Raw genomic sequence first — 16,683 nt, forward strand, 5'->3', positions numbered from 1 at the left:
CGGCTCCCGCGGAGGCACCGGCTCCCCGGAGGTGGACCGGCCTCCGGGAGGTGGAACGGCCTCTACGGAGGTGGACCGGCCTCTACGGAGGTGGAACGGCCTCCGGGAGGTGGAACGGCCTCTACGGAGGTGGACCGGCCTCTACGGAGGTGGAACGGCCTCTACGGAGGTGGACCGGACGACGCGCCCACCCCCGTTGCGCCGACCGGTCGAGCGGTAGCCGGCCCCCGCGACCACACCGCCATCTCCCGGTCCGAACGCGAGCGCCCGGCTTCCACCACCGCCGTGCCGCACGAAGTTGCACGGCAGTCACTACGACAGACGTCATCCGACCCCCGAAAGGTTGCACGAACTCCGAACTCTCCCACATTCCGGGAAGTGTCATAGGTGCGTGCGACACTGGCTGCGTGCCCGAAGGTCCATTGATCGTCCAGTCCGACAAGACCCTGCTGCTTGAGGTCGACCATCCCGACGCGCTCGCGTGCCGGATGGCGATCGCGCCGTTCGCCGAGCTGGAGCGCTCGCCGGAGCACGTGCACACCTACCGCCTGACGCCGCTCGGCCTGTGGAACGCGCGCGCCGCCGGGCACGACGCCGAGGGGGTCGTCGACGCACTGCTGCGGTTCTCCCGCTATCCGGTGCCGCACGCGCTGCTCGTCGACATCGCCGAGACGATGGACCGCTACGGGCGGCTGCAGCTGCTCAACGACCCCGTGCACGGGCTGGTCCTGCGCGGGCTGGACCGTGCGGTGCTGATCGAGGTCGCCAAGAGCAAGAAGCTCGCCGGCATGCTCGGCGCCAACATCGACGCCGACACCGTGATCGTGCACGCGTCCGAGCGCGGCCGGCTCAAGCAGGCGCTGCTCAAGCTGGGCTGGCCCGCCGAGGACTTCGCCGGTTACGTGGACGGTGAGGCGCACCAGATCGACCTCGCCGAGGACGGCTGGGTGCTGCGGTCATATCAGCGCGAGGCGGTCGACTCGTTCTGGGCCGGCGGCTCGGGCGTCGTCGTCCTGCCCTGCGGCGCCGGCAAGACCCTCGTCGGCGCGGCCGCGATGGCCGAGGCCAAGGCGACCACGCTGATCCTGGTCACCAACACGGTCGCCGGGCGGCAGTGGAAGCGCGAGCTGATCGCCCGGACCAGCCTGACCGAGGAGGAGATCGGCGAGTATTCCGGCGAGCGCAAGGAGATCCGTCCGGTCACGATCGCGACGTACCAGGTGCTGACCACCCGCCGTGGTGGCGTGTTCCCGCACCTGGACCTGTTCGGCGCCCGTGACTGGGGTCTCATCGTCTACGACGAGGTCCACCTGCTGCCCGCCCCGATCTTCCGGTTCACCGCCGACCTGCAGGCCAGGCGCCGGCTCGGCCTGACCGCGACCCTGGTCCGCGAGGACGGCCGGGAGGGCGACGTGTTCTCCCTGATCGGCCCGAAGCGCTACGACGCGCCGTGGAAGGACATCGAGGCACAGGGCTGGATCGCGCCCGCCGAGTGCGTCGAGGTCCGCGTCACGCTGACCGAGGCCGAGCGGATGACGTATGCGGTCGCCGAGCCCGAGGAGCGCTACAAGGTCGCCGCGACCGCCCGCACCAAGCTGCCCGTGGTCAAGGCCCTGATCGAGCGACACAAGGGCGAGCAGATCCTGGTCATCGGCGGTTACATCGACCAGCTGCACCAGCTCGGCGAGTTCCTGGACGCGCCGATCGTGCAGGGTTCGACCACCAACAAGGAGCGCGAGCGCCTCTTCGACGCCTTCCGCACCGGCGAGCTCAAGACCCTGGTGATCTCCCGCGTCGGCAACTTCTCGATCGACCTGCCCGAGGCGGCGGTGGCCATCCAGGTGTCGGGCAGCTTCGGCTCCCGCCAGGAGGAGGCCCAGCGCCTCGGCCGGGTCCTGCGCCCGAAGTCCGACAAGCGCCAGGCCCACTTCTACACGGTGGTGGCCCGCGACACGATCGACACGGAGTACGCCGCCCACCGGCAGCGGTTCCTGGCCGAGCAGGGCTACGCGTACACCATTACCGACGCCGACGACGTCCTGGCCCCGTAGCCGCCGAGCGCTCGCAGGCGGTGATGGAGGGAGCCGGAAGGGAGCGGTAGACCGAGGCCGGACAGGTGCGCGGAGGACCGAGGCAGGCAGGGCGCCCGAACTCGGTGCTGACTGGGCGCTGGCGGCCGGATGCGCTGGCGGCCGGATGCGCTGGAAGTTGTCAGCCTGGGCACGGTCGTGACTTCAAGCCGCGAGGACTTCCCACCGTCGGGGCTTCCCACCGTCGGGGCTTCCCACCGTCGGGGCTTCCCACCGTCGGGGCTTCCCACCGTCGGGGCTTCCCACCGGACGCCACGGGCCGGCGCCTCGCACGTCGAGACCTGAACCCGCCCTGTCGGTTCGCCGTGATCGTCGTTGCCGCGCCCCGAACACCGATCACAACCAGGCGTACAACGGCACAGGCCACCGATCGTGGCCCGGCGAACGGACGACACGGCCGCCGATCGTCAGCGGCGTACAAGCGACCGGACCGCCGACCGTCAGCCGGCGAACGGACGACCCGGCCGCCGATCGTCAGCCGGCGTACAAGCGACACAACCCGCCGAAACGTCGAAACGCCCGGTGGGAGCAGTGTGGCTCAGGAGCCCTGGAGTTCCTTCGACAGCAGCTCGGCGATCTGCGCCGTGTTCAGTGCCGCGCCTTTGCGCAGGTTGTCGCCCGTGACGAACAGGTCCAGCGCGCGCGGGTCGTCGATCGAGCGGCGGATCCGGCCGACCCACGACGGGTCGGTGCCGACCGCGTCGATCGGCATCGGGAACTCGCCGGCGGCGGGGTCGTCGACGAGGATCACGCCGGGCGCGTGGCGCAGCACCTCGCGGGCGCCCTCGGCGTCGACCTCGACGCCGAAGACCGCGTGGACGGCGACCGAGTGGCCGGTGACGACCGGGACGCGGACGCAGGTGGCGGAGACCTTGAGGTCGGGCAGGCCGAGGATCTTGCGCGACTCGTTGCGCATCTTGAGCTCCTCGGAGGACCAGCCGGCGTCGCGCAGGGAGCCCGCCCACGGGACCACGTTGAGGGCGAGCGGCGCGGGGAACGGGCCGAGGTCGTCGCCGACGGCCTGGCGCACGTTGCCGGAGCGGGAGCCGAGGCTCCGGTCGCCGCTGACCCGTTCGAGCTGGCCGAGCAGGGTGTCGACGCCTTCCTTGCCAGCGCCGGAGACGGCCTGGTACGACGCCAGGACCAGCTCCTTGAGGCCGTACTCGCGGTGCAGCGGGGCCAGCGCGACGATCATCGCCAGGGTGGTGCAGTTGGCGTTGGCGATGATGCCCTTGGGGCGGTTGCGGGACTGCTCGGGGTTGATCTCGGGCACGACCAGCGGGACGTCGGGGTCCATGCGGAAGGCGCCGGAGTTGTCGACGGCGATCGCGCCGTGCGACACCGCGATCGGGGCCCATTCGGCGGAGACCTCGTCCGGGACGTCGAACATCGCCACGTCGATGCCGTCGAACACGTCGGCGGCGAGCTCCTGCACGACGACCTCCTCGCCCCGCACGACCAGGGTGCGGCCGGCGGAGCGTTTGGAGGCGACGAGGCGGATCTCCCCCCACATGTTCTTGCGGGAGGAGAGCAGCTCACACATGACGGTGCCGACGGCGCCGGTCGCACCGACGACGGCCAGCGAAGGTAACGCGCCCATAACGAGCGAACCTACCGTCCGGTCCCCGCATACACCACGGCTTCCTCGGTGCCGCCCAGCTCGAAGGCGTCATGAATGGCACGCACGGCCACGTCGAGGTCGGTGTCGCGGCACACGACGGACACCCGGATCTCCGAGGTGGAGATCATCTCGATGTTGACCCCGGCCTCGGCGAGGGCGGCGAAGAGCTTGGCCGCGACGCCCGGGTTGGAGCGCATGCCGGCGCCGATGAGGGAGACCTTGCCGATGTGGTCGTCGAACAGGATGTCGCGGAAGTCGACGGTCGCTTTGACCCGCTCGAGCGCCGCCTTCGCGGTGGCGCCGTCGGTCTTCGGCAGCGTGAACGAGATGTCCGTGCGGCCGGTGCCCTCGGTCGACACGTTCTGCACGATCATGTCGATGTTGGTCTCCGCGGCGGCGACCGTCTGGAAGATCCGCGCGGCGACACCGGGCTGGTCGGGCACGCCGACGATGGTGATCTTCGCCTCGCTGCGGTCGTGCGCGACGCCGGTGATGAGCGCTTGCTCCACGGAAAGGTCCTCCATCGATCCGGTGACCATGGTGCCGTTTGCGGTTGAGTACGACGATCGGACGTGGATCGGCAGGTTGAACCGCCGCGCGTACTCGACGCTGCGCAGGTGCAGCACCTTCGCGCCGCAGGCGGCCAGCTCGAGCATCTCCTCGTACGTGATCTGCTTGATGTGCCGGGCGTTCTTGGCCACCCGGGGGTCGGCGGTGAAGATCCCGTCGACGTCGGTGTAGATCTCGCACACGTCGGCGTGCAGGGCCGCGGCGAGCGCGACCGCGGTGGTGTCGGAACCGCCCCGGCCGAGGGTGGTGATGTCCTTGGTGTCCTGCGCCACACCCTGGAAGCCGGCGACGATCGCGATCGCGCCCTCGTCCAGCGCGCCGCGCAGGCGGCCCGGGGTCACGTCGATGATGCGGGCGCGACCATGCGTCGACGTGGTGATCACGCCTGCCTGGCTGCCCGTGTACGACCGTGCCTCGTACCCGAGGTTGTTGATCGCCATCGCGAGCAGGGCCATGGAGATCCGCTCGCCGGCGGTGAGCAACATGTCCAGCTCACGGCCCGCCGGGACCGGGCTGACCTGCGACGCGAGGTCGAGGAGCTCGTCGGTCGTGTCGCCCATGGCCGAGACGACCACGACGACCTCGTTGCCGGCCTTCCGCGTGTCGACGATCCGCTCGGCGACGCGCTTGATGCGCTCGGCGTTGGCGACGGACGACCCGCCATACTTCTGCACGATCAGCGCCACGCCGTCGAGCTCCTTTCCACCCGTACGGGCGATGTTGACGCAGCCGAGCGTACCGGCGGCCGGTACCCCTCGGGAGTGGCGTTCCCACGATCCGGCCGTCCGACGGGCGAGAATACGCACGTGCGCTCACGTCGGGCCGGGGTATCCGCGATCACTGTGACCACCGGCACGGCGCTCGCCGTGGTCACCGGGCTGCTGCTGACCGCCTGCGGCGGGGGCGCACCGGTCGATCCGCCATCGGTCCCGGCGACCGGCGCGCCCGCCCAGCCCGACCCCCGCGGCATGCTCGCCGCCCGGGTCGCGGTGGCCAAGGACCAGCGGTACGTCGCCGCGTACACCCTGGTCGTGCAGGGCAAGGCGCCCCGCTCGGTGCTGGTCACCGTGGCCACCGACCGCACGTGGCGGGTGGACGTGCAGGGTGGTGCGCTCGGCGGCACCGCCGACGTGGCGATCGCCAACCGCTCCGAGGGCATCTACCAGTGCCAGATCAACCCCGCGAGCGGCTGCGTGCGGGTGGCCGCGGCCAACAAGAAGCTGCCGGCCGCGATCGACCCGCGGCTGCAGTACGTCTTCACCGCCTGGCTCGACGTCCTGCTGGACCGCCAGGTGCCGCTGGCCGTGGCGCCCGCCGACCCGCTCGCCGGCACGTCGGCGCCGTGCTTCGCGGTCGAGCCGGGCGTCACCGCGGTCCAGCCGCCGATCGACGCCGGGGTGTTCTGCTACAACGACCGCGGCATCCTCGTCGCGGCCAGGATCCCGTTGGGTCTGCTCACCCTCACCGGGGAGCCCGCGCCGGCACCCGAGACGATCTCGCTGCCCGGGCCGGTGGTCGCCGGCGCGCCGCTGGGGACGTCCGCGCCCCCGCCGCCGAAGCCGTCGTCTTCGTCACCGTCGGCCGCACCGTCGATCTCGCGCTCCCGGTGAGTGGTACGCTGGCGCTCGACATGTGGCAGACGGTTCTCCTTCTTCGTCGCCGCGACGAGGCCCGACAGGCCGGCACCTCGTCGCGGGGTTGAGTCGCGTCTGCGCTCCTGCCGGTCGACCCTTCTTGGTCCCGACCACCTTTCCAGGAGCATTGAGCCATGTCCGAGATCGCCAATCAGACCGCCAGCCGGATGCCCGTCGAGCGCTACCGGCCGTTCAGTGAACAGTTCCAGATCCCGCTGACCGACCGCCAATGGCCCTCCCGCGAGATCACCGCGGCGCCCCGCTGGTGCGCGGTCGACCTGCGCGACGGCAACCAGGCCCTGATCGACCCGATGTCCGTGGAGCGCAAGCGCCGCATGTTCGGGCTGCTGGTGCGCATGGGCTACAAGGAGATCGAGGTCGGCTTCCCGGCCGCGTCGCAGACGGACTTCGACTTCGTACGGACGCTGATCGAGCAGGACCTGATCCCGGAAGACGTCACCATCCAGGTGCTGACCCAGTGCCGCGACTCGCTGATCGAGCGCACGTTCGAGTCGCTGCGCGGCGCCAAGCGGGCCATCGTGCACTTCTACAACTCGACCTCCACGCTGCAGCGGCGGGTCGTGTTCGGCCTGGACAAGCCGGGGATCACCGACATCGCGACCAGCGCGGCGCGGCTGTGCCAGAAGTACGCCGAGGCGATCACCCCCGACACGGAGATCTACTACCAGTACTCGCCGGAGTCGTACACGGGCACCGAGCTGGACTACGCGCTGGAGATCTGCAGCGCCGTGATCGACGTGCTGCAGCCGACCCCGGACCGGCCGCTGATCATCAACCTGCCGGCCACGGTGGAGATGGCGACCCCCAACGTCTACGCCGACTCGATCGAGTGGATGTCGCGCAACCTGCCGCGGCGCGAGTCGGTCGTGCTGTCGCTGCACCCGCACAACGACCGCGGCACCGCCGTCGCCGCCGCCGAGCTGGGCATGATGGCCGGCGCCGACCGGGTCGAGGGCTGCCTGTTCGGCAACGGTGAGCGCACCGGCAACGTCGACCTGGTCACGCTGGGGCTGAACCTGTTCTCCCAGGGCGTCGACCCGCAGATCGACTTCTCCGACATCGACGAGGTCAAGCGCACCGTCGAGTACTGCAACCAGCTGCCGGTGCACGAGCGCCACCCGTACGCGGGCGACCTGGTCTACACCGCGTTCTCCGGCTCGCACCAGGACGCGATCAAGAAGGGCTTCGACGCGTTGCGGCGCGACGCCGCGGCCGCCGGGGTCGACGTGGACCGCTACGAGTGGGGCGTGCCCTACCTGCCGATCGACCCGAAGGACGTGGGCCGCTCCTACGAGGCGGTCATCCGGGTCAACTCGCAGTCCGGCAAGGGCGGCGTCGCGTACGTGATGAAGTCCGAGCACCACCTGGACCTGCCCCGCCGCCTGCAGATCGAGTTCTCCGGCGTGGTGCAGCGGCACACCGACGACGAGGGCGGCGAGGTCAGCCCGCAGGCGATGTGGGACTTCTTCGCCACCGAGTACTTCTCGGACCGCAAGTTCACGCTGCAGGGGTACGAGGCCGCCACGGTCGACGGCAAGGTCACGCTGACCGCCGAGGTCGCCGTCGACGGGGTGGTCCGGTCGGTCTCCGCGACCGGTAACGGCCCGATCGACGCGTTCGTCCACGCGCTGGGCGACTTCGGGGTCGACGTGCGGGTGCTGGACTACGCCGAGCACGCGCTCACCGCGGGTGAGAGCGCGCAGGCCGCGGCGTACGTCGAGTGCTCCGTCGACGGCCAGACGTACTGGGGTGTCGGCATCGACGCCAATATCGTGACCGCATCGTTGCGTGCCGTGCTGAGCGCCGCCAACCGGAGTTGATCGTCGTCGAGGGGCCGGTCCGTCCGCGGGCCGGCCTTTCGCTATGTAGGCCCTGCCCAGGTCTTGATCGTCATTCGCATGTGGTCGATCCTGCCGGTCCCGGCGTCCCGGGCGACAGGGACCGCCGTCCCGGTGATCCGGTCACTCCTGCCCCGCTGGTGTCGGGAATCGCACCGTGGCGCTGCGGGCGCGGCGTGCGCTGATGCCGCACAGTGGTGGCGTGCGCCCCTCCAACGGCAAAGCCGTCCTCATCGCTCTCGCACTCGCCACGGTGCTCACCGGCGCCAGCAGTTGTGAGGTCTCCTCTACACCGGGCGCGGCCGCGCCCAGCTCGTCCACGGCGGGCACCGGCGGTGCGACCACCGGCGCGACCAAGCCGCCCGCGGCGGGCAACCCCGCCGCGGCGTCGGCCGCCCTCGAGCAGCTCACCGTCGCGGCGGCCGGGTCGATGGCCGGCTACAGCCGCGAGAAGTTCACCCACTGGATCAGCCAGGGCGACGGCTGCGACACCCGCGACGTCGTGCTCAAGCGCGACGGCAAGGGCGTCCAGGCCGACGCCGAGTGCAAGATCACGGCGGGGAGCTGGTACAGCCCGTACGACGACAAGACCCTCACCGACCCGAAGGCCCTCGACATCGACCACATGGTCCCGCTCGCCGCCGGGTGGCGGTCCGGTGCCAGCAAGTGGACCGATGAGCAGCGCAAGCAGTTCGCCAACGACCTGACCCGGCCGCAGCTCTTCGCGGTCAGCCTCCAGTCGAACCGGTCCAAGGGTGACCAGGACCCGTCGACGTGGAAGCCGCCGAACAAGGCGTACTGGTGCACGTATGCGCAAAACTGGGTAACGGTGAAGAGCTTCTACAAGCTGACCGTCACCGCGGCCGAGAAGTCGGCGCTGACGGACATGCTGGCAACCTGTAAGTAGGTAGTTCCACACTCTGTGTTCAGGCGCGACTGAAGGGCGGCCGAGATGGCAGACGCAGCACCGGTGCCGGGAGCCGCACCGGGTACTACGCAGGCACCGGCCGCCCCGTCGACCCCGGCTCCCGCCGCGGGTGCTCCTGCCTCGGGGGCTCCTGCCTCGGGGGCTCCTGCCTCGGGGGCTCCTGCCGCCGCGGCGGCGCCGCCTGCTGCGGCTCCTGCGGCGGCCGGGGCGTCCGCTCCTGCCGCCGGGCCCCCTGCCGCGGGTGCTTCCGCTGCGGGCGCTCCTGCCGCGGGCGGATCCGGTGCGGCCGCGCCGGATCCGCCCGCGGGCGGGGCAGGCGCCGCGCCGGCCGGACCCGCGCCGCTGACGACCGACATCATGGCGGGGCCCGGCGGCGTGATGACCGACGAGGTCGGCGTCGTCACCGGCGAGCTCACCCTGCGTTCCGAGGTCGACGCCACCGGTGCCGCGCTCGTACGGGTCCAGTACAAGGACGCCGAGGAGTGGTACGTGGTGACCGGCACCCGCACCCACCTCGCGAACCCCGCCGACCTCGCCGCGGTGCACGCGGTGGCCGTCGGCATCCTGAACCGCCCCGAGGGCTAGACCGCCCGGCGCCCCTCGAAGGCGCGGCCGAGCGTGATCTCGTCCGCGTACTCGAGGTCGCCGCCGACGGGGAGCCCGCTGGCGAGCCGGGTCACGTTGAGCCCCATCGGCTTGACCAGCAGCGCCAGGTACGTCGCGGTGGCCTCGCCCTCGGTGTTGGGGTCGGTCGCGAGGATCAGCTCCTTGCAGGTGCCGTCCGCGAGCCGCATCATCAGCTCGCGGACCTTCAGGTTGTCCGGCCCCACGCCCTCGAGCGGGTTGATCGCCCCGCCGAGCACGTGGTACCTGCCCCGGAACTCACCCGTCCGCTCGATCGCGACGACGTCCTTCGGCTCCTCCACGACGCAGAACACCTCGTCGCTGCGGCGCGGGTCGCGGCAGATCCGGCACAGGTCCGACTCCGCCACGTTGAAGCAGCGCGTGCAGAACCGCACCAGCTCCTTCACCCTGGTCAACGCCTGGGCGAGCCGCTTCACGTCCGACGGGTCGGACGACAGCACGTGGAACGCGATCCGCTGCGCGCTCTTCGGACCGACCCCAGGCAGCCTGCCCAGCTCGTCGATCAGGTCCTGGATGGCACCTTCGTACATGTGCGGCGGTTAGAATCCGGGCAGCCCGAGGCCGCCACCCAAGCCGCCGAGCCCCGCCGTCAGCGGACCCATCTTCTCCTCCGTCAGGTCCTTCGCCGCCTGCGCGGCGTTGTGCAGCGCGGCGACCACGAGGTCCTCCAGCGTCTCCACGTCGTCCGGGTCGACCGCCTTCGGGTCGATCTTGATGCTGACGACCTCGCCGGAGCCGCGCACGACGGCCGTGACCAGGCCACCGCCGGCGGTGCCGGTCAGCTCGGCCTCGGCCAGCTCGGCCTGCGCCGCGACCATCTGCTGCTGCATCTTCTGCGCCTGCTTCATCATCTGCTGCAGGTTGGGCTGTCCACCGGGGCGCACGTCTGCTCCTCTTCGATATTCGGGCATTGCTCAGCTGGTCTTACCCTGGCTCGTCTAGCTGGTATACCTCAGCCGCGGTCGATCCTGGACGGTGCGCCGGCGGCCCGTCCCGCATGTTGCCCGCCGCGGTGCGGTGACCGGGTCCTGCGCGGCGCGCCCCTCACCCGGTCGTCGATCTCAGCTCGTGGTCTCGCCGATCTTCTCCGCGCCCAGCGCCTCGCTGAGCAACCGCAGCGCCGCCTCTTCGCTCGACTCCCGCACGGAACTGGCATCGTCGAGCAGCTCATCCCCCGGGTCCAACCCCGGAAACCGCGGATCGGCGACGGGCCGGTCGTAGTCCGGGTCGAACGGCGGCTCGTCCGCGGCCGCCCCGTCCCACACCGACTCCACCGGCGCGGCCGCCGCAGCCGCCCGCCGCGGCGCGTTCGCCGCCCGGCTCGCCGCCTCCCGGGCCTGCTCGATCGCGGTGCGGGGACGGGCACCGTTCTGCGGCCTGGCCCCACCGGCGGTGCGGGCGCCGTTGGACTGGCCGCCGCCATACGCCGGCCCTCCACCGGCGGGAACCCCACCGGCCGGACCGCCACCGCCTGGCCACTGACCACCCTGCGCGCCGCCCGGGCCGAACCCGGGCCCACCGCCCTGCGTGCCGCCGGGCCCACCGCCCTGCGTGCCGCCGGGGCCGAACCCCGGCCCGCCGCCCGGGCCACCGCCCTGCGTGCCACCCGCGCCGAACCCAGGGCCGCCGGCCTGCGCACCGCCCGGCTGCCCGGTCACGACCTGCGCCGGCCGACCGGCATTCAACCCGGCGGCGGACCCGCCCGAAGCAGCGACGCCTGAGGCCAGGGCGCTCGGCGCCGCGCCGCCCGGTGTGGCTGGAACGGGCCAGTCGCTGCCTTGTCCCCCGGCCACGTGGCTCTGGTCGCCGCCCTGAGCTGCACGCCCGCGCGGGTCCGCGAGGGCCCCACCGGACGGCGTGCGCACCACCCCACCGGGCACCGCCGGCGCGGGCCAGCCGTCGGCCGCCGCACCACCCGGCACGGCAGGTGTCGGCCACGCCTCGGCCGGCCTTCCCGCGCCAGACCCGGCAGCGGCGCCGGGGACGGGTCCAGACCCGGCAGCGGCGCCTGGGACGGGTGCCGGCGCCGGCCAGCCGTCCGCCCCCACCGATCCGCCTGAGGGCGCGCCTGCGGCACCGGATCTCGCGGAGGCCATGCTCATGCCGCCCACCCGCGCGTCGACCGGCACGGGGTCACCCGCGGGGCGCGCCGGCACCGGCCACGCCTCGGCGGCCTGCTGCGGCACGGAGGCACCACCGCGGGGGCCGCCGTCGGCCGGCACCGGCGGACCGCCCGGCCCTGACTGCGGCGTCGGCCGGGGCGGGCTCGGACGAGTGCCGCCGCCCCCGCCGCCCGGCTGCCCGCCGACCTCGCACCTGACCTGCCAGCGCCCGCCGAGCAGCTCGCTCAGCGCGGCGATCAGCACGTCCGGCGAGGCGTTGAGCATGTTGGCGTGCGCCGTGTGCTTGAACCCGAGCACCAGCGTGGTGCCCTCGACGTCCTGCACGGTCGCCTCACGGACGATCGCCGCGGCCTTCTTCGACTTCCCGCTCACCAGCGACAACACGTCGGCCCACACCCGCCGGACCGCACCGGCGTCGAGCCCGCCGACCCCCTGACCACCCTGCGCGTCCTGCACCGCCGGAGCCTGCTGGACCGGCGCCGCCTGCACTGGCGCGGCGTGGACGGGCGCGGTGTGAACGGGCGCGGCATGGACGGCATCGACCTGAGCTGGAGTGCCCTGAGCCGGAGCGCCCTGGACATGAGCAGCCGGCGCCGGCGCGGCCGGAGACGCGACAGGCTGAGCCGGTGCACCCTGCGAAGGTGCGACGGCGGACGGAGCCGCCTCGACCGCCGAAGACGCCTGCGATCCGGAAGGCGCGACCCTCGGCTCGGCGGCATGCGAAGCGCCCCCCACCGACGCACCGACCGACCCGCCACCCGCGGACGAAACGCCGTTCGCATACGAGGCGCCGCCCGCCGACGAGGTGCCGGGGCCGGCCGCCGGAGCGGGAACCCCTCCGCCCGCCAGTATCCGCCGCTCCATGCGCTCCAGGCGCTGCAGCAGCGCGCTGCTGGAGTCGTCGGCACCCGGCAGCAGCATGCGGGCGGTGATGAGCTCGAGGAGCAGCCGCGGCGCCGTGGTGCCGCGCATCTCGGTCAGCCCGTTGTGGACGATGTCGGCGAACCGCGACAGCGTCGCCTGCCCGAGCTGGCTCGCCTGGGCGCCCATCCGCTCGAGCTGGTCGTGCGGCGCGTCCAGCAGGCCCTTGTCGACCGCGTCGGGGACCTGCTGCAGGACGATGAGGTCGCGCAGCCGCTCCAGCAGGTCGGAGGCGAACCGCCGCGGGTCGTGCCCGGCCTCGACGACCCGGTCGATGACGCCGTAGGCGCCCCGGCCGTCGTCGGCGGCGAGGGAGTCGCACATCTCGTCGATGAGCGCCACGTCGGTGACGCCGAGCAGCGCCACGGCCCGACGGTAGGTGACGCCGTCGGGGCCGGCGCCGGAGATCAGCTGGTCGAGGACGGAGAGCGTGTCACGGGCGCTGCCCGCGCCGGCGCGGACCACGAGCGGGAACACGGCCGGCTCGACGACGACGCCCTCGGCCGCGGTCAGCTGCTCCAGGTAGGGCCGCAGCACCCCCGGCGGGATCAGCCGGAACGGGTAGTGGTGGGTGCGGGACTTGATCGTGCCGAGCACCTTCTCGGGCTCGGTGGTCGCGAAGACGAACTTGACATACTCCGGCGGCTCCTCGACGAGCTTGAGCAGCGCGTTGAAGCCCGCCGACGAGACCATGTGCGCCTCGTCGATGACATAGACCTTGAACCGGCTCGAGACCGGCGCGAAGAACGCCCGCTCCCGCAGGTCGCGCGCGTCGTCGACACCACCGTGGCTGGCGGCGTCGATCTCGATCACGTCGATCGAGCCGGAGCCGTCGGGCGCCAGCGCGCGGCACGAGTCGCACTCGCCGCACGGGTCGGGCGTCGGCCCCTTCTCGCAGTTGAGCGAGCGGGCGAGGATGCGGGCGCTGCTGGTCTTGCCGCAGCCGCGGGGTCCGGAGAACAGGTAGGCGTGGTTGAGCCGGCCCGAGCGCAACGCCTGCGACAGTGGCTCGGTGACGTGCTCCTGACCGATCACCTCGGCGAACGTGCGAGGCCGGTACTTGCGGTACAGCGCGAGCGCCACCAGCGGTCCTCCGTTCGCGTCATCGGCTCGGTGTGGCGGGCCGGGACCACGGTACCTCCAGGCACCGACAAAACGCGCCCGGCGACCCGACCACGACCCGGACGCGGCCCGGACATGGAAGCGCCACTCGTGCACCCGTCAGAGCTCACTTATCCTTGCTGCCTTCCGGCCCTGGGGAGGTTCGTAAGATGACGCCGCACGAGTGGCTTGAGGAACACAATACCCCGTGGCGCGGGACCCCCGAGGCATGGGTATCCTGGCGCACGGAGGATTCGCCTAGAGGCCTAGGGCGCACGCTTGGAAAGCGTGTTGGGATAAAACCCTCACGAGTTCGAATCTCGTATCCTCCGCCAGCCTGACCAGGCAAAACGCCGGGAAGCCCGCCCAGGGCCGCCCGGCGTTTCGGTCTCTAGGGGGTCAGCCGGCCCAGGTCGGCGAGGGTGAAGCGCAGCCCGGCGGCGTCGACGGGGGTCACCGTGCCCGCCTCGTCGAGCCGGTACTGCCCCTGGGTCGGGTTGAGCAGTGAGGCGGGCGCGTCGTCGTACACCTCGAGGAACACCAGATAGTGACCCTCGGGTCGCAGGCTGACACTGCCGGCTTGGATGTGGTCGGTGCCCTTGTAGCGGCCGCCGCCCTGCTTGATCTCCAGGCGCGCCGGCGCGGTGCCCTTGTAGGTCCGCCCGGCGGTCGCGGCGAACACGGTGTGCACGTTGGGCACGGTCTGCGTCGGCCCGCGGACCTCGGACCCGGCCCCGAGCCGCACCTCCGCGACGAGATCGGCCGCCGCGAACAGCGTCTCCAGGGTTTGGTACTGCGGATAGTCCGCCTGATAGCGAACGGTTCGTGCCCTCATGTCCGGCTTGGCGGCGCAGCCGGCGAGCGCGAGCAGCAGGACGGCGACCAGTGCGACCTTCATGCCACTGGGACTCCCGCGGCGGCCGACCGGGTTCCCGTCGCGCACAATCTGCCATATAGCTAGTTGTTACCTAGCGCATAGTGACAACACATGCGACGATGTGCGCATGGCCAACCGGCTCTGGAGGCGTTGAAACACAACAGCACCCGGCGGCCACCGGGTGCTGTTTGTGATCGCTTCCACCTCTACGACTACGCGGAGGGTCAGCGGTGATACCCACAGCAATCCTTGCGCATCAAGCAGCCCTCCGCAAGACCGAGAGGGGAAAGGAGATGCGCACCTTCTATCGGAGTCCGGACATCATGGTGACCAGCGACCATGTGGCCGTCCTCCGGCCACATCCCGCCCGCTTCCGGATGACCGAACTCCGCGGCGCTTACATCGTCCGGCACGGATCTGCCACGATCCGTCCCCTGCTGGAGATCAGAGCGCGCTACGGCGACAGCGACGTCCAGCTCTTCTGCACCACGGACGCCCGCACCTTCGGTCAGGTCCGGCGCGCCTTGATCAGAGCCCTTGAGCAGTGCAAACCAGCACGTAGTTAGGGCCCGAAAGACCGCGCGCGAGATGCAACTCGCGCGCGGTCATCTTGGGTTCATTAGAATGATGCAAAAATGCAACTTGCAATATCACACCTGGCCGGGTAGCGACTCGTTAGCATCCCGTGGGCGCCTACCCGCGCCGATCCACGTGTGTTCTCCCATGAGGTTGAAGCACGGCTCGACCTGCCTGGTTTGGCTTTGGGCATTGAGCGCTCCTGCCCCGTGGCGGGAGCGTAGGCTCGGTTCGTGGCTCGCCACCTGCAATGTCGCAGGTGGGGACATCTCCCATGGAGGCGCTGGACGTCATGGCAGCGAGTGAGAACACTCCGGCCGTGGCCCGCCGCACCGTCCGCCTGGCCATCAAGGACGCCCGCACCGCCAAAGGCCTCACGCAGACCCAGGTCGCCGAGGCCATGGAATGGTCACTTTCGAAGGTCATGCGCATCGAAAGTGGCGAGGTCACCATTTCGCAGAATGACCTGCGCCCATTGCTCGCTTATCTTGGGGTCCGCGAGAAGTCCCGCGTCGACGACCTGGTCCAGGCCGCGAAGGCCTCGAAGCAGCGTCGCCAGTGGTGGGACCAGCCGAAATTCGCCGGCCTGCTCACCCCGGCCATGAAGCAGTGGTTCAGCTACGAGGTCGAGGCGACCTCGATGCGCATCTTCTGCGCCGTCTACTTCCCCGGGTTCCTGCAGACCCCGGACTTCGCCCGCAGCATGGTCGCCTTCTTCAACGACGAGCTGACCGAGGCCGAGATCGCGGCGCGGATCGAGACCCGCGCGCTGCGCCGGCAGGGCCTGGCCGCACGCAAGGTGAAGCCGAACGCCCAGGTGCTCCTGGACCAGTCGGTGCTGTTACGGACCATGGGCCAGCCCGAGATGCTCGGGCGGCAGCTGTCCGACCTTTTGAGCGCGATCGAAGAGGGATGGGTGACCGCACGGGTCATGCCGTTTACCCACCCCAGCCCGGGTATTGGAAACTGGGAAATCTTCTACCTGGGCGCCGAAGACCTCGAGCACGCCGTGCTCTACCGCGAGAATTCCACGAAGGACGAGATCATCGATGATGAGGCCGGTCTTCTGCGACACCTCTCGCAGTGGGACAAGATGTGGCACGGCTCTTTCGACGAGGTCGCATCAAGAAAGATGATCGAGACGCACATGACTGCGCATCTCGGCAACGGAAACGCCCCGCAGGGGTGAGCGCGCCGTTATCCGACGCCGCGTTTCTTGCATTCTGGAAGGAACGAAACATAGTGCCACAGTTCGGAGCACCGCTGCACTGGCGGAAGAGCACCAAGTGCGCCAGTGCAGCATGCGTGGAGGTCGCGGAGCGACCCAATTCAATGTTCGTGCGCGACTCAAAGAGCCCGCTTGAGTCGGTTCTGGCCTTCACCCGTGCAGACTGGAACACCTTCGTGACGGGCATCAAGGAAGACACTCTGGAAAGCCGCTAGCCCGAACAACGCGATGGCTGAGCGTCGCCACGCCGTTGGCACCACGCTCAGCCACCGCGCCGGATGCTATTCCCGACTCCTGTCCAATGCGCACACCGCGCCGATGAACAGCGACCAGTCCTGGGGCGTGAACGCCAGTCTCGCCCCGTCCGGATCCTTCGAGTCCCGGACCAGGAAACGGGCGTCATCGCGAGCCACCTCGATGCACGCCGCGTTTGCGCAGGACCGGCTCTTCCGCCAGATCAACTCGTCCCGACCGTCGGCCACAGGGTCCTCCTCACCTTGGACCTGGCAT

At 70.8% G+C, this 16,683-nt stretch carries 15 protein-coding genes, 1 tRNA gene and 1 other RNA gene; 9 read left to right on the forward strand and 8 right to left on the reverse strand.

All coding sequences use genetic code 11. The features are described from left to right. Positions 1 to 407: 407 nt before the first annotated feature. On the forward strand, positions 408 to 2,051 hold the full coding sequence (locus OP18_RS42285) for a DNA repair helicase XPB (protein ID WP_033364920.1): 1,644 nt from the start codon (positions 408 to 410) through the stop codon (positions 2,049 to 2,051). Between the two features lie 577 nt (positions 2,052 to 2,628). Here OP18_RS42285 and OP18_RS42290 read toward each other — a convergent pair. Both OP18_RS42290 and OP18_RS42295 read right to left on the reverse strand, forming a co-directional pair. Further along, positions 2,629 to 3,690 carry an aspartate-semialdehyde dehydrogenase gene (locus tag OP18_RS42290; protein ID WP_033364922.1) on the reverse strand — a complete coding sequence of 354 codons (1,062 nt, stop codon included), beginning with the start codon at positions 3,688 to 3,690 and terminating at the stop codon, positions 2,629 to 2,631. Positions 3,691 to 3,701: 11 nt separating this feature from the next. After that, the gene (locus OP18_RS42295) at positions 3,702 to 4,967 is read right to left on the reverse strand and encodes an aspartate kinase (RefSeq protein ID WP_033364923.1); all 1,266 of its coding nucleotides are present in this window, start codon (positions 4,965 to 4,967) and stop codon (positions 3,702 to 3,704) included. Between the two features lie 120 nt (positions 4,968 to 5,087). Between OP18_RS42295 and OP18_RS42300 the strand changes: the two genes are divergently transcribed. The 4 genes from OP18_RS42300 (at position 5,088) to OP18_RS62750 (ending at position 9,287) form a co-directional block, all read left to right on the forward strand. Further along, complete coding sequence (locus tag OP18_RS42300; protein WP_156090167.1) at positions 5,088 to 5,891, forward strand: hypothetical protein; 804 nt, start codon at positions 5,088 to 5,090, stop codon at positions 5,889 to 5,891. A 158-nt stretch (positions 5,892 to 6,049) separates the two neighbouring features. Further along, complete coding sequence (leuA, locus tag OP18_RS42305) at positions 6,050 to 7,756, forward strand: 2-isopropylmalate synthase (protein WP_033364924.1); 1,707 nt, start codon at positions 6,050 to 6,052, stop codon at positions 7,754 to 7,756. A gap of 271 nt (positions 7,757 to 8,027) precedes the next feature. Further along, positions 8,028 to 8,681, forward strand: a complete 654-nt coding sequence (locus OP18_RS42310; protein ID WP_389253590.1) for an HNH endonuclease family protein — start codon at positions 8,028 to 8,030, stop codon at positions 8,679 to 8,681. Between the two features lie 45 nt (positions 8,682 to 8,726). Beyond that, positions 8,727 to 9,287, forward strand: a complete 561-nt coding sequence (locus OP18_RS62750; RefSeq protein WP_389253536.1) for a hypothetical protein — start codon at positions 8,727 to 8,729, stop codon at positions 9,285 to 9,287. Here the strand turns inward: OP18_RS62750 and recR are convergent. The 4 genes from recR to ffs all read right to left on the reverse strand — a co-directional run bounded on the left by recR (position 9,284) and on the right by ffs (position 13,684). Then, entirely contained in the window at positions 9,284 to 9,877 is a 594-nt protein-coding gene (gene recR, locus OP18_RS42320) for a recombination mediator RecR (protein ID WP_033364926.1), read from the reverse strand. The genes OP18_RS62750 and recR overlap by 4 nt on opposite strands. 9 nt (positions 9,878 to 9,886) lie before the next feature. Further along, positions 9,887 to 10,207 carry a YbaB/EbfC family nucleoid-associated protein gene (locus tag OP18_RS42325; protein ID WP_245635724.1) on the reverse strand — a complete coding sequence of 107 codons (321 nt, stop codon included), beginning with the start codon at positions 10,205 to 10,207 and terminating at the stop codon, positions 9,887 to 9,889. Positions 10,208 to 10,408: 201 nt separating this feature from the next. Continuing rightward, positions 10,409 to 13,474, reverse strand: coding sequence for a DNA polymerase III subunit gamma and tau (locus tag OP18_RS42330; RefSeq protein WP_033364928.1), 3,066 nt, complete (start codon positions 13,472 to 13,474; stop codon positions 10,409 to 10,411). 116 nt (positions 13,475 to 13,590) lie between these two features. Next, positions 13,591 to 13,684: signal recognition particle sRNA small type (gene ffs, locus OP18_RS54580), an RNA gene on the reverse strand. Between the two features lie 55 nt (positions 13,685 to 13,739). On the opposite strand from ffs, the gene OP18_RS42335 reads away from it, so the two are divergent. Then, positions 13,740 to 13,827 (forward strand) — tRNA-Ser (locus OP18_RS42335). A 56-nt stretch (positions 13,828 to 13,883) separates the two neighbouring features. On the opposite strand, the gene OP18_RS42340 is transcribed toward OP18_RS42335, so the two are convergent. Next, entirely contained in the window at positions 13,884 to 14,390 is a 507-nt protein-coding gene (locus OP18_RS42340) for a hypothetical protein (protein WP_033364929.1), read from the reverse strand. A gap of 272 nt (positions 14,391 to 14,662) precedes the next feature. On the opposite strand from OP18_RS42340, the gene OP18_RS42345 reads away from it, so the two are divergent. The 3 genes from OP18_RS42345 (at position 14,663) to OP18_RS56130 (ending at position 16,388) form a co-directional block, all read left to right on the forward strand. Beyond that, positions 14,663 to 14,935 carry a DUF6232 family protein gene (locus OP18_RS42345; protein WP_033364930.1) on the forward strand — a complete coding sequence of 91 codons (273 nt, stop codon included), beginning with the start codon at positions 14,663 to 14,665 and terminating at the stop codon, positions 14,933 to 14,935. Positions 14,936 to 15,219: 284 nt separating this feature from the next. Next, positions 15,220 to 16,134, forward strand: coding sequence for a helix-turn-helix domain-containing protein (locus OP18_RS42350; protein ID WP_162189904.1), 915 nt, complete (start codon positions 15,220 to 15,222; stop codon positions 16,132 to 16,134). Between the two features lie 53 nt (positions 16,135 to 16,187). Continuing rightward, positions 16,188 to 16,388: a DUF397 domain-containing protein gene (locus OP18_RS56130; protein WP_260709937.1), complete on the forward strand. Its 201-nt coding sequence runs from the start codon at positions 16,188 to 16,190 to the stop codon at positions 16,386 to 16,388. A 66-nt stretch (positions 16,389 to 16,454) separates the two neighbouring features. Here OP18_RS56130 and OP18_RS42355 read toward each other — a convergent pair whose 3' ends face one another. After that, a complete protein-coding gene (locus OP18_RS42355; RefSeq protein ID WP_033364931.1) occupies positions 16,455 to 16,655 on the reverse strand; it encodes a DUF397 domain-containing protein in 201 nt (66 codons plus the stop codon). Positions 16,656 to 16,683: the final 28 nt, after the last annotated feature.

The organism is Dactylosporangium aurantiacum (assembly GCF_000716715.1).
In the GTDB taxonomy this organism is placed as follows: Bacteria; Actinomycetota; Actinomycetes; order Mycobacteriales; family Micromonosporaceae; genus Dactylosporangium; species Dactylosporangium aurantiacum.